The sequence below is a fragment of the Streptomyces dryopteridis genome, from assembly GCF_049606955.1.
Classification (GTDB): Bacteria; Actinomycetota; Actinomycetes; order Streptomycetales; family Streptomycetaceae; genus Streptomyces.
The window spans coordinates 2529396-2555216 of sequence record NZ_CP187113.1; the positions used below are offsets into that span (position 1 = coordinate 2529396).

Consider the following 25821-nt stretch of genomic DNA (forward strand, 5'->3'; position numbering starts at 1 on the left):
CGTTTGCCCGCCGGCCGCCCCGGCCAGGATCGCCACATGGCCCACGAAGCGTCCCCCTCCCCCGCCGTCCCCTCCGCCCCCGACGCCGGCGGTGCCCGGGTCCTGGTCGCCGCCAACCGCGGCCCGGTCTCGTACCTCCTCGCCGAGGACGGCGCCCTGACCGCGCGGCGGGGCGGGGGCGGGCTGGTCTCGGGCCTGTCGGCGGCCCTCGCCGAGCGGCCCGGGGCCCGCTGGATCTGCGCGGCCCTCTCGGACGCGGACCGCGAGGCCGTGCGGCGCGGGATCGCCGAACCGGGCGTCCGGATGCTGGACATCGATCCCACGATGTACGACGCCGCGTACAACGGGATCGCGAACTCGGTCCTCTGGTTCGCCCACCACGGCCTGTGGAACACCCCGCGCGAGCCCGTCTTCGACCGCGCCTTCCACACCGACTGGGAGCGCTACGTCGCCTACAACGAGACCTTCGCCGCCGCGCTCGCGGAGGAGGCCGGGCCCGGCGCCGCCGTCCTCGTGCAGGACTACCACCTCGCGCTGGTCCCCGGGCTGCTCCGGGAGCGCCGCCCCGACCTGCGGATCGCGCACTTCACCCACACCCCGTGGGCCGAGGACGCGACCCTGCGGCTGCTGCCGCCGGCGGTCCGCGAGCAGTTGCTGTGGGGGATGCTCGGCGCCGACGTGCTCGGCTTCCACACCGGGGCATGGGCCGGCGAGTTCCTGGCCGGCGCGGCCCTGGACGGGCCCGGCGGGCGGGCCGTGGCCGTGCCGGACCCCAGCGGTCCGCACGTGGCCCACCAGCGCGCCGGCGCCCCCGGCCCGCGCCGCACCCGCGTGGTGCGCCACCCGCTGGGCGTGGACGCCGACGAGCTGCGGGCGCTGGCCCACCGCCCGGAGGTCGACGACCGGCTCGCGGCGCTGCGGGCCGAGGTCGGCGATCGGCTCACGATCGTCCGGGTGGACCGCACGGAGCTGTCCAAGAACATCCTGCGCGGGCTGCTGGCCTACGCCGAGCTGCTCGACGAGCGGCCCGAGTGGCGCGGCCGGGTGGTCCACCTGGCCTCCGCCTACCCCTCGCGGCAGGACCTGGCCGCCTACCGCGACTACACGCACGCGGTGCACGAGCTGGCCGGCGAGATCAACGAGCGCTTCGGCACCCCGGACTGGCAGCCGGTGCTGCTGTCGGTGAAGGACGACTTCACGCGGTCCCTGGCCGCGTACCGGCTCGCGGACGTGGCCCTGGTCAACCCGGTGCGCGACGGCATGAACCTGGTCGCCAAGGAGGTCCCGGTGGTCTCGGAGGCCGGCTGCGCGATCGTGCTGTCCACCCGGGCGGGCGCGTACGAGGAACTGGCGGGGGACGTGTTCGCCGTGGAGCCCTTCGACGTGAGCGCGACCGCGCGGGCCCTGCACGAGGCGCTGTCGCTGCCGGCCGAGGAGCGGGCCGAGCGCACCAAGCGGCTGGCGGCGACGGCCACGGCCCTGCCCCCGGCCGCCTGGTTCACGGCCCAGCTCGCGGACCTGGCCGAGCTCGACTGAGACCGGGCCCGGCCCCGGACCCCGGCTCAGCCCACCGCGTCGGCCAGAGTGCGCAGGAAGGCGGCGACGGCCGGGGGCCCCGGAAGGACCAGGTCGGCGCGGCCGGCGAGTTCGGGGACCGGGTGGTCCTCGCCCGGGGCGGCGGCGCCCGAGCACAGCAGGAGGCCGGGCAGGCCGTCGGCGCGGAGCTTGTCCACGGCGGCGAACGCGGCGAGGTCGCCGAGGTCGTCCCCGGCGTAGACGACGGCGCGCGCGCCGGTCTCGGCGAGCAGCGCGGTCAGGGCGGCGCCCTTGTCGGCGCCGGGCGGGCGCAGTTCGAGGACGGCGCGGCCCGGTTCGACGATCAGGCCGTGCCGGCGCGCCAACTCGCCGAGGGGTTCGCGCAGGGCCTCGAACGCGGCCTCGGGGTGTTCGGCGCGGCGGGTGTGGACGGCGAGCGCCCGGCCCTTCTCCTCGATCCACGTGCCCCGCCAGGCCCCGATGGAGTCGAGGAACCCGGGCAGTTCGGCGCGGACGGCGGCGACCCCGGGGTGCTCCTCGGGGGCGCGGAGCTCGCCGGTGGCGGCGTCCCAGCGTTCGGCGCCGTAGTGGCCGAGGACGACGAGGTTCTCCAGGCCGGGGACCCCGGCGAAGCCGCCGTGGCGGACGGCGACCCCGGCCGGCCGGCCGGTGATCACGGCGACGGCGGCCACCTTGGGCGCGAGGGCCGCGAGGGCGGGCACGGCGTCGGGATGGGCGCGGGCCCGGTCGGGGTCGGGCACGATCTCGGCGAGGGTGCCGTCGAAGTCGAGGGCGATCACGGCGTGCGCGGGGTCGCGGAGCACGGCGGCGAGGGCGTCGCGGCCGGTCGCGGTGTCGGGCACGGGCAGGGCCGCGGGCGGCGGGGTCCCGGTCGGCGCGCCCGGTGCGGTCGGGTCCGTCGGGTCGGTCGGGTCGTTCGGCAGGTGGTTGCGCTGGCTGCTCCCCATGGGCCGACCCTAACGAACCGGGCCGCGCGGGACACCCCCGCGTCGGGGGCGGCGGGAGGGGTCAGCGGCGGGCCCTGCGGGCCTCGCGCAGCCGGCGCAGGCGGTTCACGAGCGTCGGGGCGTGTTCCAGGGCGCGGGGGTCGTCCACGAGGTGGTTGAGGAGCTGGTAGTAGCGGGTCGGGGTGAGGCCGAGGGCCGCGCGTATCTCGCGTTCCTTGACGCCGACGCTGGGCCAGGGACGCTGTTCGTGGGCGAGGACGGCGACCTCGCGGGGGCTGAGCTCGGGACCGGTCGCGGGGCCGGTCACGGGGCCGGTCGCGGGCGGGGCGGGTTCGCGCGCGTCGTCCGTCCGTTCGTGGCCGGGTGTTGTCCCGGGCGTCGCCTCCTGGTCCGTCATGGGCCCCACCGTAGCCCCGCCGGCCGACACCCGCCCCTCGCGTGGCGGCGGGGGGCGGGCCGGCGGGGGCGGGTCAGCCGGCGTCGGCGGCGCGGGCCTGCGCGGCGATCCTGGCGAGGACCTTGGCGGGCTGCCCGCCGGGGGCGACGGCGGCGCCGATGCCGGTCTTGACGGTCTCGCTGGTGGCGGCCCAGGACTCCTTGTTCACGGGGTACAGGCGGCTGGCCGGGAGGGTCTTGAGGAAGGTCTTCAGGCCGGTGACCTTGGGGTCGGCGCTGCTCTCCATGGCGCGGTAGCCGGAGGAGGTGGTGGGCAGCAGGCCGTAGGTGTCGGTGAACGCGGTCACGTTCTTCTGCGCGAAGAGGGTGTCGAGGAACTTGCCGGCCTCGGCGGGGTGCCCGTTCTTGAAGGCCATGACCCAGTCGGCGACGCCCATGGTGGGTTCCTCGGCGCCGTCGAGGGTGGGCATGGGGGTCATGCCGTACTCAATGCCCTTGGCCTGGGCCTGCTTCATGAGGGTGGGGTGGCCGTTGAGCATGCCGACCTCGCCGCGGGTGAAGGCGTCGAAGGCGGCCTGCCGGTCGAGGGAGGCGGGGGCGACGGGGCCGGTGAGCCCGGGGCCGGTGAGGTGGTCGCGGATCCAGGTGAAGGTGGCCGCGTTGGCGGGCGAGTCGATGGCGTAGGACTCGTCGGGGTCGGTGTACCCGCCGCCGCCGGCGAGGGTCCAGATCATCGTCTCGGCCTGGGCCTCCTCGCGGCCGAGGGGGATGGCGACGGGGGTCTTGACCTTGGCGCGTTCCTTGAGGGCCTTGGCGGCGCTCTCCAGGTCGGCCCAGGTCTTGGGGTGCCAGTCGGTGTCGGCCTTGGCGACGCCGGCCTCGTCGAGGAGCTTGCGGTTGTAGAAGAGCAGGCGGGTGCTGGCGACGAAGGGCATGCCGTACTGCACGCGGCCGACCTTGCCGGCGTCGGCGAGGGACTCCTGGAAGTCGGCCTGGGTGGTGACCTTCAACACCTCGTCGGCCGAGTACAGGCGGCCGGCGGCGGCGTGGTCGGCGTAGGCGCCGATCTGGGCGATGTCGGGGGCCTTGCCGGCCTTGACCATCTCGGCGACCTTGGCGTCGACCTCGGACCAGGAGTAGACGCTGACGTCGACCTTGACCCCGGGGTTGGCCTCCTCGAAGTCCCGGGCGAGCTTGTCCCAGTAGCCCTTGGAGGAATTGGCGGGGCTGTCCCCGTAGTCGGCCGCCACGACCTTGAGGGTCACCTCGTTGTCCCCGGTGAGTCCGAGGGTCCCGCATCCGCCGAGGGTGAGGGTCAGGCTCGCGACGACGCCCAGGGCCACCGCTCCGGCGCGGGTCCGAGAGGTCCGCGCGGTCGGGTGGGGTCGGCTCTCGGGGGTGCCCCCGGGCACCTTCGCCGCCGCGGGCGTCATCGGCGTCCGGTTCGGGTTTCGGCCCTTCACTGCTTGTCTTCCGCCCTGTGTGAGTACGTACGATGCCCATAAGGTCTACACCACTTCCGGCCCCTTCGCGGACCGCCCGACGGACCAAGGTCCCGATTTTGTATGGCGGCTCAACAATCCCTCCCAATGGACTAGACCTTTTCCCGGCGCACGCGCGAGACTGTTCCCCGTGAAACCCGTGAAACACGTCATCGCCCTCGATGTGGGCGGCACCGGGATGAAGGCCGCCCTCGTCGCCGAGGACGGCACCCTGCTCCACGAAGCGCGCCGGGCCACCGGCCGCGAACGGGGCCCCGACGCCGTCGTCGAGTCGATCCTGGAGTTCGCCGCCGAACTGCGCGCCCTGGGCCTGGAGCGGTTCGGGCAGGCCGCCTCCGCCGCCGGCGTCGCCGTCCCCGGCATCGTCGACGCCGACCGGGGCATCGCCGTCTACTCGGCGAACCTCGGCTGGCGCGACCTGCCGATGCGCGACCTCCTCGGCAGACGCCTCGGCGGCGTCCCCGTCGCCCTCGGGCACGACGTGCGCACGGGCGGACTCGCGGAGGGCCGGATCGGCGCGGGCAAGGACGCCGACCGGTTCCTCTTCCTCGCCCTGGGCACCGGCATCGCCGGCGCCATCGGCATCGAGGGCCGCATCGAGGCCGGCGCCCACGGCTACGCCGGCGAGATCGGCCACATCGTGGTCCGCCCCGACGGCCCCGCCTGCGGCTGCGGACAGCGCGGCTGCCTGGAGACCCTCGCCTCCGCCTCCGCCGTCTCCCGCGCCTGGGCCACCGCCGCCGGCGACCCCACCGCCGACGCCGCCGACTGCGCCAAGGCCGTCGAATCCGGCGACCCGCGCGCCCTCGCCGTCTGGCAGGCCGCCGTGGACGCCCTGGCCGACTCCCTCGTCACCGCGCTCACCCTGCTGGACCCCCGGACGCTGATCATCGGTGGCGGGCTCGCGGAAGCCGGGGAAACCTTGTTCACACCACTCCGGACGGCCGTCGAGGAACGCGTCACGTTCCAGCGGCTCCCCCACATCGTTCCGGCAGCCCTCGGGGACACCGCCGGATGCCTGGGCGCAGGTCTCCTCGCCTGGGATCTACTCGCCACGGAGGTACCTGCCTGATGTCCGCAAGCGCACACAGCACGGTCCTGTCCGGCGCCAAGGTGGTGCTGCCGACCGGGACCGTCACCAACGGGCGGGTCATCGTCGACGGCGACCGGATCGCCGGTCACGCCCCGGAGGGCGCCGAGGTCCTCGACCTCTCCGGCCACTGGCTCGTCCCCGGTTTCGTCGACATGCACAACCACGGCGGCGGCGGGGCCTCCTTCACCTCCGGCACCCCCGACGAGGTGCTGCACGGCGTGCGGACCCACCGCGAGCACGGCACCACCACCCTCGTGGCCTCCTTCGTCACCGGCGACCTCGACGAGCTGGGCCGGCGCGCCGCCCTCCTCGCCGAACTCGTCCAGCAGGGCGACATCGCCGGCCTGCACTTCGAGGGCCCGTTCATCTCCCCGTGCCGCAAGGGCGCGCACAAGGAGGACCTGCTCCGCCACCCCGACCCGGCCGAGGTCCGCAAGCTGATCGACGCCTCGCACGGCACGGCGCGCATGTTCACCCTCGCCACCGAGCTGCCCGGCGGCCTCGACTCCGTGCGCCTCCTCGCCGAGCAGGGCGTGATCGCCGCGATCGGGCACACCGACGCCAGCTACGAGCAGACCCGCGCCGCCATCGACGCGGGCGCCACCGTCGCCACCCACCTCTACAACGCCATGCCCGGCCTGGAGCACCGCGCGCCCGGCCCGATCGCGGCGCTGCTGGAGGACGAGCGGGTCACCGTCGAGCTGATCAACGACGGCGTGCACCTGCACCCCGCCATGCTGGAACTCGCCTTCCACCACGCCGGCGCCCACCGCGTCGCCCTCATCACCGACGCCATGGACGCGGCCGGCTTCGGCGACGGCACCTACCACCTCGGGCCGCTGGAGGTCGAGGTCAAGGAGGGCGTCGCCCGCCTGGTCGAGGGCGGCTCCATCGCCGGCTCCACCCTCACCCTGGACACCGCCTTCAAACGCTCGGTGACCGTGGACCGGCTGCCGGTGGAATCCGTGGTGCAGGCCATCTCGGCCAACCCCGCCAAGCTGATCGGCCTGTACGACGAGGTCGGCTCCCTGGAGGCCGGCAAGTACGCCGACCTGGTCGCCCTGGACGCCGAGTTCAACCTCAAGGGCGTCATGCGGCGCGGCGAGTGGATCGTGAACCCGCTCGGCTGACGCCGGATCACGAGAACGCAACCGATCGGCGGCGGTCGGCCCGGGGGTCTGGGCCGGCCGCCGCCGATTTGGCATGATCCCGGGGCACCACCCGCGCGTCCGGGACCGGCCGCGACCGGCCCCCGGGCCCCGCGGGTGGCCCACCGCCCCGTCCGCCCGTCGCGCCACACCCCGGGGGTGCCGCCATGCCCACACCCACACCCGTGCCCGAGGACCCGGCCCGAGCGGCCGGCCCCGTCGGGTTCCCGCTGCCGCCGACCGAGGCCGCGCCGATCCTCACCGTCACCCTCAACGCCGCCTGGGACGTGACCTACCGGGTCCCCCGGATGCGCGCGCACTCCGCTCACCGCGTGGACGAGGTCGCCGAACGGCCCGGCGGGAAGGGCGTGAACGTCTCGCGGGTGCTGGCCGCCCTGGGCGTGCCCACCGTCGCCACCGGCTTCCTCGGCGGGCCCGCGGGGGACCGCCTGGACGCCGCCCTGGCCCGGCTCGCGCCCTCCGTGACGCGGGAGTTCGAGCCCTGCGCGGGCGAGACCCGCCGCACCCTGGGCGTGGTCGACGCGCACACCGGCGACACCACGCAGTTCAACGAGCCCGGACCGCAGGTCACGGCCGCCGAGTGGACCGCGTTCCAGGAGCGCTACGCCCGCCTGCTGGGGCCCGAGGGGCCGGGGATCGGGGCGGTCGCGCTGTGCGGGAGCCTGCCGCCGGGGGTGCCCGTGGGGGCGTACGCGACGCTGGTGCGCGCGGCGCACGCGGCCGGGGTGCCGGTCCTGCTGGACACGGGCGGGGAGGCGCTGCGTCGAGGGGTGGCCGCGCGGCCCACGTGGATCAAGCCGAACGCGGCCGAGCTGGCCGAACTCACCGGCTCCCGCGACCCCCTGACGGCGGCCCGGGACGCGCGCCGACGCGGGGCGCGCACCGTGATCGCCTCGCTGGGGCCGGACGGGCTGCTGGCTACGGGCCCGGCCGGGACCTGGCGGGCCGCCCCGCCCCGGGCCCTGCGCGGCAATCCGACCGGGGCCGGTGACTCGGCGGTGGCGGGGCTGCTGTCGGCGCTGGCCCAGGGGCTGCCGTGGCCGGCCCCGCTGGGGCGGGCGGCGGCGCTGTCGGCGGCGACGGTGGCGACGCCGGCGGCCGGCGAGTTCGATCCGGCGACGTACGCGGAGCTGCTGCCGGCGGTGGCGGTGACGGAAGGCCGCTGACCGGACGGGACGACGTGCCCGGGGGCCGTGACACGGCGGCGGGGGCCGGTCGCTCCCGCGTCCGGCCCCCGCCGCCCCGCTCACCCGCGCGTGCGGGCTATTCCAGCCACAGCTGCGCGATGTTCACGTTGCACTGGGATGCCTGCTCGCAGGTGATGGTGACCTTGTTCTGGCCCTTCTTCAGATTCACTATCGAGAAGGTGTGGGTCCAGCCCCATTCGCCGTCCTTGGCGCGGGAGAAGTTGGCCATGTTGATGCCGTCGTTGCGCTTCTGCTCGTTGACGGTCAGTCCGGGGCGCTGGTCCTTGCCGGGCACCGCGTACGAGAACTTCAGCTTGTAGCTGCGGTCTTCGGGGGCGTCGAAGGTCCAGGTGAGGGTGGCGCCGGCGGTGTTGAGGGCCACGTAGCGGCCGTTGCCGCTCTTCGCGCCGGGCACCGAGCTGTCGATCGTGGCGCCGCCGGTGAGGGCGAAACCGGTGCTGGTGGCGTCGGCGTGCGGCAGGTCCGCCTTGGGGGCCTCGGAGGAGGAGCTCTCCGGGGAGGGCTTGGTCTCCTCCTGGGACTTCTCCGGCTCGGGGGCGGCGGACTGGCCGGATCCGGCCGTGGTCTGCTGCTCCTTCTTCTTGTCGTCGTCCTGGCCGAGCCAGACGGCGGAGCCGATGCCGACGGCGACGGCCGCGACCACCGCTATCGCGGCGATGAGCACGCCGCGCTTGGAGGAGCCGCCGCGCTGCGGGGCGGGCTGGGCATGGCCTTGGCCGGGGCCGCGGGGGCCCTCGGGCCGGCCGCCCTGCGGGGGAACCTGGTAGCCGCCGGCCTGTATGGCCTCGGGGGCCTGGTAGTGCGGCTGCTGCTGCGGGTAGCCGTAACCGCCCTGCGGGGCGTTCTGCTGCTGGCCGTACGGGGCCTGCGGGGGCACGCCGGGGCGGCCGACTCCCTGGTTGCCGCCGTAGGTGCGCTCACCGACGGTGCGGACCTGGTTGTAGGAGGTGCGCGGGACGCCCGGCTGGTGGTCCTGCCGGGCACCCGGGTAGCCGTAGCCACCCGCCGCCGGCGGGTTCCCGCCACCCGTCGCCTGCCCGTCCTCGTAGAGGTAGCCGAAGGGGTCGTCGTCCTCCGGCGGGTTCACCCCGTTGTTCGGGCCGTGGTTCGCGGGCGTCGTCATCGCGGGTCACTCCTTTCGACCCACGGGAGCCTACCCCGAACACCCATGCCCACGGGGTGGCACCCGGGGTGCGGGACGCGCGACGGGGCGCCCGATCACGCTCAGCCGGCGCGCCGCTGGGCCTTGGAGCGGGATCGCTTCTCCACGTACATGCGTTGGTCCGCGGACTGCAGGACCTCTTCGGCGGACATGCCGCAGGCGGCCCATCCGATGCCGAAACTGGCCCCCACCCGAACGGCCCGACCGTCCACCCGGATGGGCGGGATGATGGCGCCCCGCAGCCGGACGGCGAGGTCGGCGGCGTCGGCCACGCCGAGCCCGTCGGCGAGGACGACGAACTCGTCGCCGCCGAGCCGGGCCACGGTGTCGCCGTCGCGGACGCAGCCGGTGAGCCGGCGGGCCACCTCGATGAGGACGGCGTCGCCGGTGTGGTGGCCGAAGCGGTCGTTGATCGACTTGAAGCCGTCGAGGTCGCAGAAGAGGACGGCCAGGCCCTTGGTGCCGTCGTCGGCGGCCCCGGTGTCGGCGGGCGGGGCGACGGCGTGCACGTGGTGTTCCCAGGGGCCGGCCTGCCGGGCGTCGGCCTCGGCGCCGCCCGCGCCGGGGCCCGCGCCGGGGGTGCCGTGCCCGAAGGCGTCGAAGGCGGGGGCGGCCGGGGCGGGGACGGTGGGACCCAGGCCCGCGCCGTCGGCGGGGAACCCGTGCTCGGGGCCGGGCCCGTGCCCGCCGCCGTAGGTGGAACGGGGGTACTCGGCGGGGGCGAAGCCGGGCGCGGGGCCGAAGCCCGCCGCGGCCGGGGCCGGGTCCCCGGGGCCGGCCGCGACGGCGGTCCGGCCCGACTGGGGGCGGCGACAGAGCCGGGAGGAGAGGCGGGCGCGCAGTTCGGCGCTGTTGGGCAGGCCGGTGAGGGAGTCGTGGCTGGCCCGGTGGGCGAGCTGGAACTCGTGCCGCTTGCGGTCCTCGATGTCCTCGACGTGGGTGAGGAGGAAGCGGGGGCCGTCGGCGGCGTCGGCGACCACGGAGTTGCGCAGCGAGACCCACACGTAGGTGCCGTCGCGCCGGCCGAGTCTCAGTTCGGCGCGCCCGCCCTCGGCGGAGGTGCGCAGCAGCAGGCCGATGTCCTCGGGGTGCACGAGGTCGGAGAAGGAGTAGCGGCGCAGCACGGAGGCGGGGCGGCCCAGCAGCCGGCACAGGGCGTCGTTGGTGCGCAGCAGCCGGCCGTGCTGGTCCCCGCCCATCTCGGCGATGGCCATGCCGCTGGGGGCGTACTCGAAGGCTTGGCGAAACGACTCTTCACTGGCGCGCAGGGCCTGTTGTTCGCGTTCGAGGCGGACCAGGGCGCGCTGCATGTTGGCGCGCAGCCGGGCGTTGCTGATGGCGATGGCGGCCTGGAAGGCGTACATCTGGAGGGCCTCGCGGCCCCAGGCGCCGGGCCGCCGGCCGTTGCGGGGGCGGTCCACGGAGACCACGCCGAGCAGTTCGCCGGTGGTCGCGTACATGGGCGCGTACAGGCGGTCCTCGGGGTGCCATTCGTCGGCGAACCGGGGTTCGGGGCCCTCGGTGTGCCACTGCGGCACGTCGTCGTCGAGGAGGACCCAGCCCTCGGTGTGGGGGATGAAGCGCAGGCCGCCCCAGCTCTCGCCCATGAGCAGGCGGCGTTCCCAGGAGGCGCGGGAGCCGACCCGGCCGGTGATCAGGGCCTCGGCGGAGGGGTCCCCGGCGAAGGCGGCGACGACGAGGTCACCGTCGGGCCGGACGAGGTTGACACAGGCGAGTTCGTAGCCGAGGCCGACGACGATGCCGTCCACGACGGTCTGCAGGGTGTCCGCCAGGCTGCGGGCCGTGTTGAGGTCGGCCACCACCCGGTGGAGCTGCCGCAGGGTCGCAAGACGGACATAGGGCTCCGACTCGGTCTCCATTGCTCGCTCTCCCCGAGACCTCGACAGCAACTCCGGTTTTGTCATCGGCGTTTCGGTGCGGTGTCCCGTCCACTGAATCACAGCGCGCTCCGCGCCGGGTACACAGGGTCAACAATTCCTGCCCTCTGTGACTCAAGTCACACGATATGAATATCGAGGTTCACGCACCGCTTTCTCCACCGGGCGCACGCCGGGGCGCCCACGGGGCTCACGGACCCGCTCACACCCCACGCACCCCCCTTCCGCCCCGCCCTCCGGTCCTACGCCTCCGGCCCGAGACGGGGTTCCGCCCGGGGCCCGATGCATCCCCGTGACGGGCGAGATTAGCGTGACGCACGTGATCCCCGTGACCCGCTCCCCCGCGACACCCGCAGACCACCCCCATGCTGAGGGGGTGAGTGAAGCAGAGTTCCGCGCCGCCCTGTCCCGGCTGGCCTCCGGCGTCGTCCTGGTGACCGCGCACGAACCCCCGCTGACCGAGGACGGGCCCCCCGGCGAGGACGTGGGCATGACCGCCACCGCCTTCGTCTCGGTCTCCCTGGAGCCGCCCCTGGTGATGCTGAGCGTGCGGGAGGGCTCCCGCATGGACGACCTGTTGGCCGAACAACCCCTGTGGGCCGCTTCCTTCCTGGCGGAGGGTCAGCACGGCACGGCGGCGCGCTTCTCGATGAAGAACCGGATCAGCGACCGGCTGCTCTTCGCCGACCTCGACACCACCCGGGGCCCCCTCAGCGGCGCCCTGCTGCCCACCGGGGCGCTGGCCTCGCTGGAGTGCCGCACCGAGTCCCTGATCCCCACCGGCGACCACACGATGGTCGTGGCCCGGGTGCTCGGCGCGAGCTTCCCGACCGGGGAGGCGGATCCCCTGGCCTACTTCCGCGGCCGCTACCGCCGCCTCACGGGCTGAGACGCGGGCCGGGCGGACGGGCCGGGCGCGTGGGCGGCTCGCTGTTTCACGTGAAACAGGCCCGGACCACCGCCGGGCCGGGGCGCGACCGCCTACCAGTCCCGGCCGGTCCGTCCCCGTTTGGTCTCCCCGCGCGCCTTCTTCTCCCGCAGCCGCCGCTCGTTGATCCCGCGCGGGATCCGGGTCGGTCGGCGCGGCTTCGGCGGGGGCGCGGTGGCCTCGGCCAGGGTCGAGGCGAGCCGGACCAGGGCGGCCTCCCGGTTGCGCCACTGCGAGCGGTGCTCGGAGGCGCGCACCGTGAGCACGCCGTCCACCAACCGGCCGGCGAGCCGCTCCAGGGCCCGCTCCTTCCACACGGCCGGCAGGGCCTCCGTGGCGCCGAGGTCGAAAAGGGCCTCGACCTTGGAGTCGGAGGTGTTGACGTGTTGCCCGCCGGGTCCCGACGAACGCGAGAACCGCCAGGTGATCTCGGACTCGGGGACCACGACCGAGCCGCGGATGACATGGGGACCTGACATGCCCCCATCGTCCCGCCTCCGACACCCGTCCGTCACGCGCATTACGCGTGATCCCGACGCGGGGCGTGGAACCCGCACGCCCTCCCCACGCGTTGTGGACGACAGCGGTACTTTCTGCAGCACGACAAGGGAAGGGACATCTCATGGCTGTCAGCCTGTCCAAGGGCGGCAACATCTCGCTCTCCAAGGAGGCCCCCGGCCTCAGCGCCGTCACGGTCGGCCTCGGCTGGGACGTCCGCACCACCACCGGCGTGGACTTCGACCTCGACGCCTCCGCCATCGCCGTGAACACGGCCGGCCGCGTCTACTCCGACGCCCACTTCGTCTTCTTCAACAACAAGACCACCCCGGACCAGACCATCGTCCACACCGGCGACAACCGCACGGGCGAGGGCGCGGGCGACGACGAGGCCATCAACGTCAACCTCGCGGGCCTGCCCGCCGACGTGGACAAGATCGTCTTCCCGGTCTCGATCTACGACGCCGAGACCCGCAGCCAGAACTTCGGCCAGGTCCGCAACGCGTACATCCGCGTCGTGAACCAGGCCGGCGGCGCCGAGATCGCCCGCTACGACCTCTCCGAGGACGCCGCCACCGAGACCGCGATGGTCTTCGGCGAGCTGTACCGCAACGGGGCCGAGTGGAAGTTCCGCGCCGTGGGCCAGGGCTACGCCTCCGGCCTCGTCGGCATCGCGCAGGACTTCGGCGTCAACGTCTGACCCGAACGCGCGCCGCGCGCGCCGCATCGCGTCACGAGCCCTCGTCCCCGCTCCGGGGGCGGGGGCTCGCGCGCATCCGCGGCGGTGGCGGCGCGGCTCAGGCGCCCCGGCTCAGGCGTCGCGCATGTGCCCGCAGGCCGCGCAGACCCACAGGCTCGGCTGACGCCACATCGTCTGCCGGCAGACGGGGCACCCGGCCGTCTCGATCCCGTGCGGGCCCATCAGCGGCGGGTCGGGGGTGGCGGCGGCGTAGGCCACGATCCGGGCCCGCACCGCGCCGTCCTCACCGCCCGCCATCCGCAGCAGCCGGGCCTCCCGGGACCGGGCCTCGTCGGCGAAATCGGGTCGCTCCTCGGCTTCGGCACGGGGGTCGGGGCGCAGGTCCGGGGGAAGATCGGTGCTCGTCGTCACCGCACGCACGCTAGGGGAACGCGGGGCGCGGGGGCGCGGGACCGGCCCGGATGCCCCCGGACGGGGGACCGCCCGGCCGCACGGTCGGCCCACGCGCCGATCCCCTCGAACCGCTGCCGGGCCACCGCCGGACGGCCCTCGGACGCCCCTCGGACACACCTGCGACGCCCGCCCGAACTGCCCCCGACAAACCTCGCCGATCCCCCGCGATCCCCACCGATCCGGCCTGAAACGGCCGAAAACGTCATTGTGACGCACCGGCGTCGACGCTAACGGAAGGTCGGCTACCGTCGGGCCATGATCCTGCACCCGCTCGTCCCCCTGGACGGCGACCTGCCCGGCCCGGTGCTGACCGAGGTCGCCACGCTCTACGCCACAAACCGCGCCTTCTTCGAGCTCAGCGGGGACTTCCCGGACCCCGCCCGCATCACCGTCGAACAGGTCGCCGCGGCCCTCGCCGACGAACTCGCGCTGCCCGGCTCCGAGGTGCTCCTCGCCCGCAGCTCCGGCCGCCTGGTCGGCCTGGCCGCGACCCTCGCGCACCACCCGGACCCGGCCGACGAGGACCCGGACCCGTGGATCGGGCTGCTGCTCGTGGACGCCACCGCGCAGCGCTCCGGCCACGGCCGCACCCTGGCCGGGCTGGTCGAGGACCGGTTCCGGGAGGCCGGCCGCGCCGGGCTGCGGCTCGCGGTGCTGGAGAACAACCCGAGCGCCCTCGCGTTCTGGGACGCCCTGGGCTACGAGGAGCTGCGGCGGGGCACCGAGCGGGAACACGGCCGCCCCTGCCGCGTGCTGCGCAAGAAGCTCTGAGTAGCGAGACCGCCGGGCGTCCTCTCCCGCCCGTCGCGGTCACCCCCGTCCGCCGCCCTCGGCACGGTCCGCACACCGTGCCCGACGGGGCCGGACGGCGTGCCCCGGGAGCTCGCCCTATGCCTTCGGGCGTCCACGTCCGTACAACCAGGTGTCCCACACCTTCGACAGCCCCCGTCCCGCGGCCCGTTCCGCGAACGCCGTGAACGCGGCGGTGTCCGCCGTGCCGTGCCGGTGCTCGGTGGCCCACCCCTTGAGCAGGGCGAGGAAGGCCCGGTCGCCGATCTCCTGGCGCACCCGGTGCAGGACCATCGCGCCGCGCCCGTAGACCGGGGCGGCGGAGATCGACTTGGCCGACGGCGGGTCGGCCGGCGGGAACGCCGCCCAGTCGGAGTCCGCCGAGGGGTCCACCGCCGTGTCCCCGCTCAGGTAGGCCCGGAACCGCTGCTCGGCCGTGGGGCCGCCGTGCCGCTCCGACCACAGCCACTCGGCGTAGGTCGCGAAGCCCTCGTTCAGCCACATGTCCTTCCACGTGGCCGGGGAGACCGAGTCCCCGAACCACTGGTGGGCCGTCTCGTGGACGATCAGCGGCACGTCCGGCGGGCCCGGGTAGACGGGCCGGGTCTGCGTCTCCAGCGCGTACCCCAGGGTCCCGGCCGGCGCGACGATCGCGCCCGCCGACTCGAAGGGGTACGGGCCGAAGAGGTCGGCGCACCAGTCGAGGACCTCGGGCAGCCGGCGCAGCGCGGGCCCGGCGGCCTTCGCCTCCCCGGGGTCGACGGCGTTCAGGATCGGGATGCCGCCGGGGCTGCGGCCGGTGGTGGTCTCGAAGCGGCCGACGGCCACCGTGGCCAGGTAGCTCGCCATCGGCTCCCGGGACCGGAAGCGGTAGCGCGAGCGGCCGTCCTCGTCGCCGGCGGCGACGAGCACGCCGTTGGAGACGGCCTTCGTGCCGCGCGGGACGGAGATCGACAGGCTGTAGGTCGCCTTGTCGGAGGGGTGGTGGTTGCCGGGGAACCAGGTCATGGAGCCCACCGGCTCGCCGACGGCGACCGCGCCGTCCGCGCCGCCGAACGGGGCCGGCATCCAGCCCTCGGCGGAGCCGTCGGGGTCCCGGTGCGGCGCGGGCGTGCCCCCGTAGCGGACGGTGACGGTGAACTCGGCGCCCTTGCGCAGTTCGTGCGCGGGCCGCACGGTCAGCTCCTGCCCGGTGTGGTTGAACCGGGCCTCGCGCCCGTCCACGACCACCCGGGAGACCTCCAGGCCGGCGAGGTCCAGGTTGAAGGCGCTCAGGCCCTGCGTGGCCCGCGCGGTGAGCACGGCGGTGCCCGCGAGCCGGCCGCCCCCGGAGCCGACGGCCCCGGCGCCGGCGGGCGGGTCCCAGCTCAGGTCGAGGTCGTAGTGGGCCACGTCGTAGCCGCCGTTGCCGGCCTTCGGGAAGTACGGGTCGCGCAGCCCGGAGGCACCGGGCCGGCCCTGCACCGTGCTCCCCGTGCACCCGCCGAGCAGCAGCGGCGCGGCCAGCAGCGCGGCGGCCGCGAACGCACCGCGCCGTCGGGACCGGGCGGAGCCGGAGCCGGAGCCGGCACGGGTGGTGGGTACGGGGGTCGGGGCGAAGCGGGGGCGCACGGGCGCATCCTAGGCGGAACCCGGCGCTCCGGGCGCGGGCACGGCGACGGGCCCGCCGCGCGCCGGAGGCAACTCCGGCGCGGCGACGGGCCCGTGGACCCCGCACCACCGTGGCGGACGGGCGCACGGCGTGTCAGGTCCCGTCCGGCCGGCAGGGATCCGGACGGGACGGAAGGAGGGGTCAGCGGCCGAGGGAGGCGACGCCGGCCTGCGCGAACTTCTCGTCCAGGTCGCCGCTGGGCGCGCCCGCGACACCGATGCCCGCGATCGGGGCGCCCTTGTACTGGACCGGGGCGCCACCGCCGAGGAACAGGGTGCCGGGGATGTCCTTCAGGTTCGGGGTCTGGGCCAGCCGACCGGCGAGGACGGAGGTCGGGGCGTTCCAGGACACGGCGGTGAACGCCTTGCGCTGGGCCGACTCCCAGGACTGCGGGCCGGCGCCGTCGCCGCGCAGCTGGACCACGGTGTTGCCGTTGCGGTCGACGACGGCGACGGTGACCTTCTGGTTCTCCTTGCGGGCGGCGTCGAGCGCGGCCTGCGCGGCCTTGGTGGCCGAGGCGATGGTGAGGTGGTCGGTGGTGGTCACGTTGCCGCGACCGGCGTCCTGGGCCACGGCGGCGGCCGGGGCGATGGCGGGGGCGGCGGAGGCGTTGACCGCGCCGAAGGCGCCGGCGCCGAGCACGGCCGCCACGGCGGCACCGGTGAGGACGCGGGTACGGGTGTTCATCGCTGTGACTCCAAGGGATGCGGGGTGTGGTGCGGTGGCCGGGAGTACCTCTCGGCCCCCTGGGCCGGGGAAGGTTCGGGCCCGGCCTCCGGGTCCCTGCGGACCGGGTGACCGGCGGGCCCCCACCGGCTCTTCGATCCTCCCCGCGCACCCCCCGGCGGCGGATCCGCGCACCGGCTCGCTCCGGCGCGCGGACCGGTGGACCCGAGGGTCCACCGATCGGTTGATGCGGGGCCCGCGCGCGCCGCCAGACAATCCCCTCTCACCCACCCCCCACGCCCCGGATCCGACCTTTCGGGCGGGCGCACGGCAGCATGGAGGGTGCCCGCACCCCAGGAGTACCGCCCATGAACCGCCGCGCCGCACCCCCCGAACCCGCCGTCGGGCCCCTCGACGGGCCCGCCGCGCCCCGGGCCGGCGCACCCGTCCCGACCGGCGCGAGCGGTGTGCCCGGCACCGACCCCCGCGCCGCCCGGCTGCTGGCCGCCGTCGTGCACACCGCGTTCTTCCTGCTGCTGATCGGCTCCCTGTCCCGGTACCTGCTGCGGCACCCGGGCGAGGCCCGGATCCCGTGGGTGATCGCGCTCAGCGCCGTCCTCGCCCTGCTGTACCTGCTCGGACCGGCCGCCGCCCCGCCCACCGAGGGCCCGCCGCCGCCGGGCCGGCGCACCCCGCGCGGGCCGCTGCTGCGCCTGGTGCCGCTGGTCGCGGCGTGGGTGGTGCTCGTGCTGCTCGCGCCGAGCTTCGCGTGGTGCGCGGTGCCGCTGTTCCACACCGCGCTGCGGACCCTGCGGCCGCGCGCGGCCGTGGTCCTGGTCACCCTGCTGACGGTGCTGGTGGTGGTGGCCCAGTTCCGGCTGGCGACCGTCTTCGACCCGAACCTGCTGCTCGCCCCGCCCGCCGTCGCCGCCCTGGCCACCGCCGTGTTCCTGCACATGGAACGGCAGGCCGAGGAACAGCGGGCCCTCATCGCCGACCTGCTGCGCACCCGCCGCGAGCTCGCCGAGGGCATGCGCCGTGAGGGCACCCTCGCCGAACGCCAGCGGCTCTCCGCCGAGATCCACGACACCATCGCCCAGCACCTGTCCAGCCAGCAGATGCTGCTCCAGGCCGCCGACCGGATCTGGGACGCCGACCCGGGCACGGCGCGGGCGCACGTGCGCACCGCCGGCGAGATCGCCGGACGCGGGCTGGCCGAGGCACGCCGGCTCGTGCACGATCTGGCACCCGCCGAACTCGCCGCCGGTCCCGCCCCCGGCACCCCCACCGCCCTCCCCGGCGCCCTGCGGGCCCTGGACGCGGGCCCCGACCTCCTCGTCCGCTTCCACGTCGAGGGCGCCCCGGTACCCCTGCCGGCGCCCGTGGAGGCGGCGCTGCTGCGGATCGCGCAAGGGGCGCTGGCCAACGTGCGCGAGCACGCGGGCGCGAGCACCGCCGCGCTGACCCTGTCCTTCCTCGGCGACCAGGTGGTGCTGGACGTGGCCGACGACGGACGCGGCTTCACCCCGGGCGCGGCCGGCGGACCGGGCACGGGCGTGCGCCGGGGCCGGGGGCACGGGCTGCCCGCGATCCGGGCCCGGCTGGCGAAGGTGGGCGGCACCCTGACCGTGGAGTCCGCCCCGGGCGAGGGCACCGTGCTGTCGGCGGCGGTGCCGCTGTCCGGCCGCCCCGCCGTCGCGGACCCCGCCCCCTCCCCCATCGACCCGATCACCCCCGACGCACCGGAGTCCGCCCGATGACCACGATCCTGCTCTGTGACGACCACGCGGTGGTCCGCGCCGGCCTCCTCGCCCTGCTCGGCAGCACCCCCGACATCGAGGTGCTCGGCGAGGCGGGCGGCGGGGAGGAGGCGGTGGTCCTCGCCGAACGGCTGCGGCCCGACGTGGTGCTGATGGACCTCCAACTCGGCGACGGCATCGACGGGGTGGAGGCCACCCGCCGGCTGGTCGCGCTCCCGAACCCGCCGCACGTGCTGGTGCTCACCACGTACGACACCGACGCCGACATCACCCGCGCGATCGGCGCGGGCGCGACCGGGTACCTGCTGAAGGCCGAGCGGCCCGAGGAGCTGTTCGCGGCGATCCACGACGCGGCCCAGGGCCGCACCGTGCTCTCGCCGCCGGTGGCCGGTCGGGTCATGGCGCACCTGCGGGGCGGCACCCGGCCCGCCCTGACCGACCGGGAACGCGACATCCTGGGCCAGCTCGCGCGCGGCCTGGGCAACCGCGAGATCGCCCGCGCGCTGTTCATCAGCGAGGCCACCGTCAAAACGCACCTGGGGCGGATCTACGACAAGCTCGGCGTGGACACGCGCGCGGGCGCGGTGGCCGTCGCGAAGGAACAGCGCCTGCTCCCCTGAGCCCGCGCCGATCGGGGGTCGGCGGGCGGCCGGCCCCGCCCGCCCCGGAACCGTGACACCATCGACCACGTGCTCGACATCGGCTACTCCCTCTCCCGGCGCTTCCCCGACCCTCCGCAGACCGACTACCGGACCGCGGACGTCCACACGCTGCGCCACGACCTGTTCTGCGGGGACGTCTACCTCGCCGACACCGTGGAAGACCGCGAGGTGGCCACGGACTGGGGTTGGGTGCCCGTCCTCGACTTCGCCTGGGCCCTCTGCGACATCGCCGAGGAACTCGACAAGGACCCCCGCGGCAGCCGCTCCGCCCACCGCCGCTTCGCCGAACTCGACTTCACCGAGTCCGCCGACCGCCTGCTCTTCGAGCGGCGTTTCGGCTGGGTGGACATCTACGCGGAATGGATGCCCGGCAACGAGGAACCCCTGGCCTTCGGGCACGCCGTGTTCCGCCGCGAGGCCCGCGACTTCCTGCACGACCTGATCGCGGACCTCATCGACATGCACGAGGGCCTGGGCGACAACCCCTCGATCTGGAGCCTCCAGGCCCGCTTCCCCCGCGTCCCCGCGTAACGGCCCGCGCCCCTGTTTCACGTGAAACAGGGGTCCGTTTCACGTGAAACACGGAGCGCGTTTCACGTGAAACACACCGGGACCCGGCGACCGGGACCCGAGACCCCGCTCCCGGCGCCCGACACCCCGATCCCGGGGCCCGCTACGGCGCCTCCACCCGCACGCCCAACCGGGCCGCGAACACCGGCGCCAGGTCGATCAGCTGCGCGGGACTGATCACCGCGCCCGCCAGCGCCTCCACCCCGCCCGCGAAGTCCAGCTCCGTCGCCCCGCGCAGGTCCACGTCGGTCAGTCGCGCCCCGGTCAGCTCGGCGCCCCGCACCACGCAGTCCCGGAACTCCACCCGCTCCAGCACCGCCCGCGCGAAATCGGGCTCCACGAGCACGCAGCCCTCGAAGACCACGTCCCGCAGCCGGGCCTCCCGCAGGTTCAGGAAGTCGATCTTCCCGCCCCGCACCAGCACCCGCTCCCACACCGAGCCGTGCGCCCCGACCCCGCCGAGCCGCGCGTCCACGAGTTCCACGTCCCGCAGCGTCCCGTCCGCGAGGTCCGCCCCGACCCCCCGAACCCCGACCAGTCGGCTGTCGAGGAACCGGGCCCCGCGCAGCCCCGTCCCGTCCAGGGCGCAATCGCGCAGTTCGCAGTCGAGGAAACGGCTCCCCGCGCCCTCCTGTCCCCCGAAGTCCTGCCCGGCCAGCAGCACCCCGTCGTGATCGCCGTCGGGCCGCAGCCCGCCGCCTTCCCAGGGCAGCAGCTCCGCCAGGTTCAGCTCGGGCCGCCGGGCCGGCTTCACCGCCCGCGCCCCGCGTCCCCGTCCCGTACCGCCATCCGTCCGTCCACCCGCGTTCTTCGCCATCCGCCCACCCTGCCGCACCGCGCCGACAACACGGCCCCGGCGGCCCTCAGCGCGCGCCCAGCGCCCGTCCGCCGAGCAGCTCGGCGATCACGAGCTGCTCCGCCGGCAGCGGCTCCCCGTCCTCCAGCTCCCACAGGCTGTTCTGCAAGACCCGGCCCAGGGTCCAGGCCCGGGCCCGTTCCCGGTCCAGCCCGAGCACCCCCGTCATGAGGTCGAACCACCGCGGCACCACGTCCGCGTCGAACCGGTCCGCGATCGCCGGCAGCAGCTCGAACCCCGGGTCCCCGGCCAGCGGCTTGGGGTCGATGGCCAGCCACTCCCCCCGCCCCTCGGCCCGCGCCCCGGGCGGCGCGGCCAGCACGTTCTCGTAGTGCAGGTCCCAGTGCAGCAGCCGGTCCCCGGGCTCGTCGGCGACCTCCGCGACGGCCGCCGCGCACCCGCGCAACACCCGCCGGGCCCGCGCGTCCGCGACCCCCGCCAGGGCGCCGGGCACCTGCGCCAGCATCTCCTTCGCCACGTCCCCCAGGCTCCGCAGCCCGGCGGGCGCCGGCCGCGCCGTGAGCCGGGCCAACAGCTCGGCGATCACACGGACCGCCGCGTCCCCGTCCCGCCCCGCGAGCTCCGTCAGGTGCCGGCGCTCGTCGAGGCGCTCCAACAACATCGTGCCGGTGCCCTCGTCGTGCTCCAGCAACCGGACCGCGCCCCTGCCGTCCCAGGCCCGCAGGGCCACCGGTTCGCCCTCGCTCTCCTCGTCGAGGAGTTGGAGCTTGAGCACCGCCCGCGTGCCGTCCGCGCGCTCCACCGGCAGCACCAGAGCCGCCATGCCGTGCATCACCGGGCCGGTCCGGCGCAGCCCCCACGCGTCCGTGAACCGGTCCGCCAGCGCCGGCAACCCGGCCAGGAACTCCCGCCCCACCTCCCCGTGCGCCCGTTCCTGGGAGGCGCGCAGCCCCTCGGGCACCTCCACGCCCCACTCCCCCGACCCACCGGCCCCGGCCCCGTCCCTGTCCCTGTCCACGCCCGCACCCTACGGCGGCCGTTCAGCCGATGCCCACCTTCCGCAAGGTGTCCGCGAACGCCGCCGCGTCGAACATCGAACGGTCCTTCGCCCCCACCGGCTTCCCCTCCACCAGCACCACCGGGGTGCCCGGCACCCCGGCCGCCTCGAACTCCCGCTGGGCCCGGGCCGCCCAGCTCCACCACCGGTCCGTGCGGACCTCCGCGTCGAAGCCGGCGCCGCGCAGCCCCGGCACCCGGTCCGCGATCCGCAACAGGTGCTCGTCCGTGAACCCGCCCTTGACCTGGGACGCGAACAGCGCCGCGTGGTACTCCGCGAACCGGCCCCGCTCGGCCGCCGCCCGCAGCGCGTTCACGGCCTTCGCCGACCCCCGCGTCCCGTCCGAGTCCAGGAACGACGCCAACACGTACTCCACCCGCACCTTGCCCTCCGCCGCCCGTCGCAGCAGCGTCTCCCCGCCCGTGGCCTCGAACCGCGCGCACCACGAACAGCGCGGGTCCGCCAACACCCGCGCCACCTTGGGCGCCTTCGGGTCGCCCACCACGATCCGCGCGCCGTCCACCCGCGCGGGCAGCTTCGCCAGCAGGTCGGCGATCGGACTCGTGCGCACCACCGCCACGTCCTCCGCCGCCGCCACCGGATCCGCCGCGGCCGGCGCCCCGTCCCCGCCCCCACACCCGGCCAGCGCCGTCACCACGAGGGACACCCCCACCAACGGCGCCGCCCACCGCCCCGCCCGCACACCCGCACGCCACCGCACGCCCCACACCTCACCACATCGACAAACCGGACGAACCCTCCGCCACCCTAGGAAGGCCGGCCGCCCCCGCGCATCGACCGAAGGACCCTGATCACCCCCGCCCCGCCCCGCCCGCCGACCCCTGGACAGCACTCCGGCCCCCGGTGTACCAACGACCCCATGACGGTCAACGGCGGTATATCCCACTGGTTCGCCGACCTGGGCCTCCCGCCCGCCCGCGAACCCCTCGCCTCCTCCGCCGACACCGACGTCGCGATCGTCGGCGGCGGCTACACCGGCCTGTGGACGGCGTACTACCTCAAGCGCGCCGACCCCGCCCTGCGCGTCACCGTCCTGGAACGCAAGTTCTGCGGCCACGGCGCCTCCGGCCGCAACGGCGGCTGGCTCTACAACGGCATCGCGGGCCGCGCCGCCCACGCCGCCCGGCACGGCCGGCCCGCCGCCATCGCCCTCCAGCGCGCGATGAACGACACCGTCACCGAGGTGATCGACACCGCCGCCAAGGAGGGCATCGACGCCGACGTGCACCGCGGCGGCGTCCTCGAAGTGGCCCGCACCCCCGCCCAACTCGCCCGCCTGCGCGCCTTCCACGCCGACGAACTCGCCCACGGCGAGACCGACCGCCTCCTCCTCGGCGCCCGCGAGACCCGGGCCCGGATCGACGTGTCCGACGCCGTCGGCTCCTCCTGGACCCCGCACGGCGCCCGCCTGCACCCGGCCAAACTGGCCGTCGGCCTCGCCGCCGCCTGCGAACGCCTCGGCGTCGTCATCCACGAGTCCACCCCGGTCACCGAGATCGCCCCCCGGCGCGCCGTCACCCCCTACGGCACGGTCCGCGCCCGGTACGTCATCCGCTGCACCGAGGGCTTCACCGCCGACCTCAAGGGCGCCCACCGCACCTGGCTGCCGATGAACTCCTCGATGATCGTCACCGACCCCCTGCCCGACCGGCTCTGGGACCGGATCGGCTGGCAGGGCGCCGAGACCCTCGGCGACATGGCCCACGCCTACATGTACGCCCAGCGCACCGCCGACGGCCGCATCGCCCTCGGCGGCCGGGGCGTCCCCTACCGCTTCGGCTCCCGCACCGACAACGACGGCCGCACCCAAGCGGCCACGATCCGGGCCCTCACCGACCTGCTGCACGCCTTCTTCCCCCAGGCCGTCGGCGTACCGATCGCCCACGCCTGGTCGGGCGTCCTCGGCGTCCCCCGCGACTGGTGCGCCACGGTCACCCTGGACCCGGCCACCGGCCTCGGCTGGGCCGGCGGCTACGTGGGCTCGGGCGTCGCCACCGCCAACCTCGCCGGCCGCACCCTGCGCGACCTGATCACGGGCACCGACTCCGCCCTCACGACCCTCCCCTGGGTCAACCACCGCGTCCGCGCCTGGGAACCCGAACCCCTGCGCTGGCTCGGCGTCCACACCCTCTACGCGGCCTACCGCACGGCGGACCGCGCGGAATCCCGCACCCACACCCCCACCACCCACCCCCTGGCCACCCTGGCCGACAAACTCGCGGGCCGCCACTGACCCCGAAAACCACCAGGGACCCGCCGCGAACAACGCGGCGGGTCCCTGACCTGCGAGCCCCCTGTCGGGTTCGAACCGACGACCCCCGCTTTACAAGAGCGGTGCTCTGGCCAGCTGAGCTAAGGAGGCATGGCCTCTGTCACTTTACACAGGGGGTCCCCGGGGCTGCCATCAACTTGTTCGCGTCGGGGTACTGACAGATCGGTGGCCGGCCGGTAGCGTCACCCACGGTCCACCACGTGGACTAGACCACGTCTTTTCCTTCCACTCGGATCGTCCGGCACGTTCCTGCCGGTAGAAGGGACACACCACCATGGCCTCCGTCACGTTCGAAAAGGTCTCCCTGCGCTACCCCGGCGCCACCTCCGACTCCGTCAAGGAGCTGGACCTGGAGATAGCCGACGGCGAGTTCCTCGTCCTCGTCGGTCCCTCCGGCTGCGGCAAGTCCACCTCGCTGCGGATGCTCGCGGGCCTGGAGGACGTCACCGCCGGGTCCATCCGGATCGGCGACCGCGACGTCACCGACCTGCCGCCCAAGGACCGGGACATCGCGATGGTGTTCCAGAACTACGCCCTGTACCCGCACATGTCCGTCGCGGACAACATGGGCTTCGCCCTGAAGATCGCGGGCGAGGACAAGGCCACCATCCGCCGCAAGGTGGAGGAGGCGGCGAAGATGCTCGACCTCACCGAGTACCTCGACCGCAAGCCCAAGGCCCTCTCCGGCGGTCAGCGCCAGCGCGTGGCCATGGGCCGCGCGATCGTGCGCAAGCCGCAGGTGTTCCTCATGGACGAGCCGCTGTCGAACCTCGACGCCAAGCTCCGCGTGTCCACCCGCACCCAGATCGCCGCCCTCCAGCGCGACCTGGGCATCACCACCGTCTACGTCACCCACGACCAGGTCGAGGCCATGACGATGGGCGACCGGGTGGCCGTGCTCAAGGACGGGATCCTCCAGCAGGTGGACACCCCGCGGAACATGTACGACCGGCCCGCCAACCTGTTCGTCGCCGGCTTCATCGGCTCCCCGGCCATGAACCTGGTCGAGGTGCCGATCACCGACGGCGGCGTGCGGTTCGGCGAGTCCGTCGTGCCCGTGTCCCGTGACGCGCTGGCCGCCGCGACCGAGGCCGGCGACCGCACCGTGACCGTCGGCATCCGCCCCGAGCACTTCGACATCGGCGAGAGCGGCGGCCTGAGCGTCACCGTGAACGTGGTCGAGGAGCTCGGCGCCGACGGCTACGTGTACGGCTCGGCCCGCGTGGGCGAGGAGTCCAAGGACATCGTCGTGCGCGTCGGCGGACGCGCGGTGCCCGAGAAGGGCGCCGAGCTGCACGTCGTGCCGCGCGCCGGCGAGCTGCACGTGTTCTCCACCTCCACCGGGGCCCGCCTCTCCGACTGAGGCGCGGGGGCGGGCCGTTGACCCGACCGCCCCGCCCCCGGACCTCGACCCCGCGCGAGCGGCGACCGCGTCACCCCTGCGGCCGTCGCTCGCGCACCCATATGACAATGACCGCGACAGAAGCGGACGTTCCACCCTGCGAACGTCAACTCGGCTTTCGAAAAGCCACGTCGAAACATCCCCCGGTCGAGTGACTAAATGTCGCCAAATCTTCACCGAGCGCTACGCTCCCCTTCGTGACCCACTCTGCCCGCCGAATCGGCCGATCCCTCACCCTGGTGCTGCCCGTCGTCCTGGTCCTGTCCGGGATCCTGGCGGTCACCCTGGTCCCCTGGGCGGACACCTCCTCCTCCCAGGTCCTCACGGCCTCCGCCGAGGACGTGTCCTCCCCCGCCAACGCCAAGCCCCGCACCCCGCAGGACGTGCTGCGCGACCGGCTCGTCGGGGAGGTCCAGCAGGGCACCCAGCCCGGCACCGTCCTGACCCACCTCCAGCAGGAGGTGGACAAGCGCCCCTCGCTCGCCGCGTACTGCGTCGGCATCGCCCGCGCCATCGGCCGGGCCGCCGTGGACGTGCACGGGCCCACCAAGGCCCAGTCCTACGCCCGTCCCGTGTGCGACACCTCCTACGCCGCCGGCGTCGCCTCCTTCGCGAGCTGACCCGGGGGCACCGACCCCGGCCA

25 protein-coding genes and 1 tRNA gene are annotated in these 25821 nt (G+C 75.0%); 13 read left to right on the plus strand and 13 right to left on the minus strand.

All coding sequences use genetic code 11. The features are described 5' to 3' along the window. Positions 1–36: 36 nt before the first annotated feature. Positions 37–1536: an alpha,alpha-trehalose-phosphate synthase (UDP-forming) gene (locus tag ACN20G_RS10600; protein ID WP_424212493.1), complete on the plus strand. Its 1500-nt coding sequence runs from the start codon at positions 37–39 to the stop codon at positions 1534–1536. Between the two features lie 26 nt (positions 1537–1562). Here ACN20G_RS10600 and otsB read toward each other — a convergent pair whose 3' ends face one another. The 3 genes from otsB to ACN20G_RS10615 form a co-directional block, all read right to left on the minus strand. Then, complete coding sequence (gene otsB / locus ACN20G_RS10605) at positions 1563–2504, minus strand: trehalose-phosphatase (protein WP_424212494.1); 942 nt, start codon at positions 2502–2504, stop codon at positions 1563–1565. Between the two features lie 61 nt (positions 2505–2565). Continuing rightward, positions 2566–2901 carry a DUF3263 domain-containing protein gene (locus ACN20G_RS10610; RefSeq protein ID WP_424212495.1) on the minus strand — a complete coding sequence of 112 codons (336 nt, stop codon included), beginning with the start codon at positions 2899–2901 and terminating at the stop codon, positions 2566–2568. 73 nt (positions 2902–2974) lie between these two features. Further along, positions 2975–4333 carry an extracellular solute-binding protein gene (locus ACN20G_RS10615; RefSeq protein WP_424212496.1) on the minus strand — a complete coding sequence of 453 codons (1359 nt, stop codon included), beginning with the start codon at positions 4331–4333 and terminating at the stop codon, positions 2975–2977. 208 nt (positions 4334–4541) lie between these two features. Here ACN20G_RS10615 and ACN20G_RS10620 point away from each other — a divergent pair, with 208 nt between their 5' ends. The 3 genes from ACN20G_RS10620 to ACN20G_RS10630 all read left to right on the plus strand — a co-directional run bounded on the left by ACN20G_RS10620 (position 4542) and on the right by ACN20G_RS10630 (position 7830). Further along, entirely contained in the window at positions 4542–5474 is a 933-nt protein-coding gene (locus ACN20G_RS10620) for an ROK family protein (RefSeq protein ID WP_424215467.1), read from the plus strand. Continuing rightward, complete coding sequence (gene nagA, locus ACN20G_RS10625; protein WP_424212497.1) at positions 5474–6625, plus strand: N-acetylglucosamine-6-phosphate deacetylase; 1152 nt, start codon at positions 5474–5476, stop codon at positions 6623–6625. The genes ACN20G_RS10620 and nagA overlap by 1 nt, the downstream gene beginning before the upstream one ends. 185 nt (positions 6626–6810) lie before the next feature. Further along, positions 6811–7830 carry a 1-phosphofructokinase family hexose kinase gene (locus ACN20G_RS10630; RefSeq protein WP_424212498.1) on the plus strand — a complete coding sequence of 340 codons (1020 nt, stop codon included), beginning with the start codon at positions 6811–6813 and terminating at the stop codon, positions 7828–7830. Positions 7831–7927: 97 nt separating this feature from the next. Here the strand turns inward: ACN20G_RS10630 and ACN20G_RS10635 are convergent, their stop codons facing one another. Both ACN20G_RS10635 and cdgB read right to left on the minus strand, forming a co-directional pair. Continuing rightward, the gene (locus tag ACN20G_RS10635; RefSeq protein ID WP_424212499.1) at positions 7928–8995 is read right to left on the minus strand and encodes a carbohydrate-binding protein; all 1068 of its coding nucleotides are present in this window, start codon (positions 8993–8995) and stop codon (positions 7928–7930) included. 101 nt (positions 8996–9096) lie between these two features. Further along, entirely contained in the window at positions 9097–10914 is a 1818-nt protein-coding gene (gene cdgB / locus ACN20G_RS10640) for a diguanylate cyclase CdgB (protein ID WP_424212500.1), read from the minus strand. 394 nt (positions 10915–11308) lie between these two features. Here cdgB and ACN20G_RS10645 point away from each other — a divergent pair, with 394 nt between their 5' ends. Beyond that, positions 11309–11821, plus strand: coding sequence for a flavin reductase family protein (locus ACN20G_RS10645; protein ID WP_424212501.1), 513 nt, complete (start codon positions 11309–11311; stop codon positions 11819–11821). A gap of 92 nt (positions 11822–11913) precedes the next feature. Here the strand turns inward: ACN20G_RS10645 and arfB are convergent, their stop codons facing one another. Continuing rightward, complete coding sequence (gene arfB, locus ACN20G_RS10650; RefSeq protein WP_424212502.1) at positions 11914–12339, minus strand: alternative ribosome rescue aminoacyl-tRNA hydrolase ArfB; 426 nt, start codon at positions 12337–12339, stop codon at positions 11914–11916. Between the two features lie 143 nt (positions 12340–12482). On the opposite strand from arfB, the gene ACN20G_RS10655 reads away from it, so the two are divergent. Beyond that, positions 12483–13058 (plus strand): TerD family protein, encoded by a 576-nt coding sequence (locus ACN20G_RS10655; RefSeq protein WP_424212503.1) that lies wholly within the window; start codon positions 12483–12485, stop codon positions 13056–13058. Positions 13059–13169: 111 nt separating this feature from the next. On the opposite strand, the gene ACN20G_RS10660 is transcribed toward ACN20G_RS10655, so the two are convergent. Further along, entirely contained in the window at positions 13170–13469 is a 300-nt protein-coding gene (locus tag ACN20G_RS10660; protein ID WP_424212504.1) for a hypothetical protein, read from the minus strand. A 297-nt stretch (positions 13470–13766) separates the two neighbouring features. Here ACN20G_RS10660 and ACN20G_RS10665 point away from each other — a divergent pair, with 297 nt between their 5' ends. Beyond that, positions 13767–14282, plus strand: coding sequence for a GNAT family N-acetyltransferase (locus ACN20G_RS10665; protein ID WP_424212505.1), 516 nt, complete (start codon positions 13767–13769; stop codon positions 14280–14282). Between the two features lie 117 nt (positions 14283–14399). Here ACN20G_RS10665 and ACN20G_RS10670 read toward each other — a convergent pair whose 3' ends face one another. Beyond that, the gene (locus ACN20G_RS10670) at positions 14400–15809 is read right to left on the minus strand and encodes a M1 family metallopeptidase (RefSeq protein WP_424215468.1); all 1410 of its coding nucleotides are present in this window, start codon (positions 15807–15809) and stop codon (positions 14400–14402) included. A gap of 283 nt (positions 15810–16092) precedes the next feature. Further along, positions 16093–16638 (minus strand): GlcG/HbpS family heme-binding protein, encoded by a 546-nt coding sequence (locus tag ACN20G_RS10675; protein WP_424212506.1) that lies wholly within the window; start codon positions 16636–16638, stop codon positions 16093–16095. A 347-nt stretch (positions 16639–16985) separates the two neighbouring features. Here ACN20G_RS10675 and ACN20G_RS10680 point away from each other — a divergent pair, with 347 nt between their 5' ends. The 3 genes from ACN20G_RS10680 (at position 16986) to ACN20G_RS10690 (ending at position 19570) form a co-directional block, all read left to right on the plus strand. Next, positions 16986–18377, plus strand: a complete 1392-nt coding sequence (locus ACN20G_RS10680) for a sensor histidine kinase (RefSeq protein WP_424212507.1) — start codon at positions 16986–16988, stop codon at positions 18375–18377. Next, a complete protein-coding gene (locus ACN20G_RS10685) occupies positions 18374–18997 on the plus strand; it encodes a response regulator (RefSeq protein ID WP_424212508.1) in 624 nt (207 codons plus the stop codon). Before ACN20G_RS10680 ends, ACN20G_RS10685 begins: the two co-directional genes overlap by 4 nt. A gap of 69 nt (positions 18998–19066) precedes the next feature. Further along, positions 19067–19570, plus strand: coding sequence for a hypothetical protein (locus ACN20G_RS10690; RefSeq protein ID WP_424212509.1), 504 nt, complete (start codon positions 19067–19069; stop codon positions 19568–19570). 142 nt (positions 19571–19712) lie between these two features. Here ACN20G_RS10690 and ACN20G_RS10695 read toward each other — a convergent pair whose 3' ends face one another. The 3 genes from ACN20G_RS10695 to ACN20G_RS10705 all read right to left on the minus strand — a co-directional run bounded on the left by ACN20G_RS10695 (position 19713) and on the right by ACN20G_RS10705 (position 22204). Next, complete coding sequence (locus ACN20G_RS10695; protein ID WP_424212510.1) at positions 19713–20426, minus strand: pentapeptide repeat-containing protein; 714 nt, start codon at positions 20424–20426, stop codon at positions 19713–19715. Between the two features lie 46 nt (positions 20427–20472). Next, a complete protein-coding gene (locus ACN20G_RS10700; RefSeq protein ID WP_424215469.1) occupies positions 20473–21393 on the minus strand; it encodes an aminoglycoside phosphotransferase family protein in 921 nt (306 codons plus the stop codon). 73 nt (positions 21394–21466) lie between these two features. Next, the gene (locus tag ACN20G_RS10705; RefSeq protein WP_424212511.1) at positions 21467–22204 is read right to left on the minus strand and encodes a DsbA family protein; all 738 of its coding nucleotides are present in this window, start codon (positions 22202–22204) and stop codon (positions 21467–21469) included. A 159-nt stretch (positions 22205–22363) separates the two neighbouring features. Between ACN20G_RS10705 and ACN20G_RS10710 the strand changes: the two genes are divergently transcribed. Then, positions 22364–23737, plus strand: coding sequence for an NAD(P)/FAD-dependent oxidoreductase (locus ACN20G_RS10710; protein ID WP_424212512.1), 1374 nt, complete (start codon positions 22364–22366; stop codon positions 23735–23737). A 55-nt stretch (positions 23738–23792) separates the two neighbouring features. Here the strand turns inward: ACN20G_RS10710 and ACN20G_RS10715 are convergent. After that, positions 23793–23866 (minus strand) — tRNA-Thr (locus ACN20G_RS10715). A 184-nt stretch (positions 23867–24050) separates the two neighbouring features. Here ACN20G_RS10715 and ACN20G_RS10720 point away from each other — a divergent pair. Both ACN20G_RS10720 and ACN20G_RS10725 read left to right on the plus strand, forming a co-directional pair. Next, complete coding sequence (locus tag ACN20G_RS10720) at positions 24051–25139, plus strand: ABC transporter ATP-binding protein (protein WP_424212513.1); 1089 nt, start codon at positions 24051–24053, stop codon at positions 25137–25139. A 236-nt stretch (positions 25140–25375) separates the two neighbouring features. Further along, the gene (locus tag ACN20G_RS10725) at positions 25376–25798 is read left to right on the plus strand and encodes a hypothetical protein (protein WP_424212514.1); all 423 of its coding nucleotides are present in this window, start codon (positions 25376–25378) and stop codon (positions 25796–25798) included. Positions 25799–25821 lie beyond the last annotated feature (23 nt).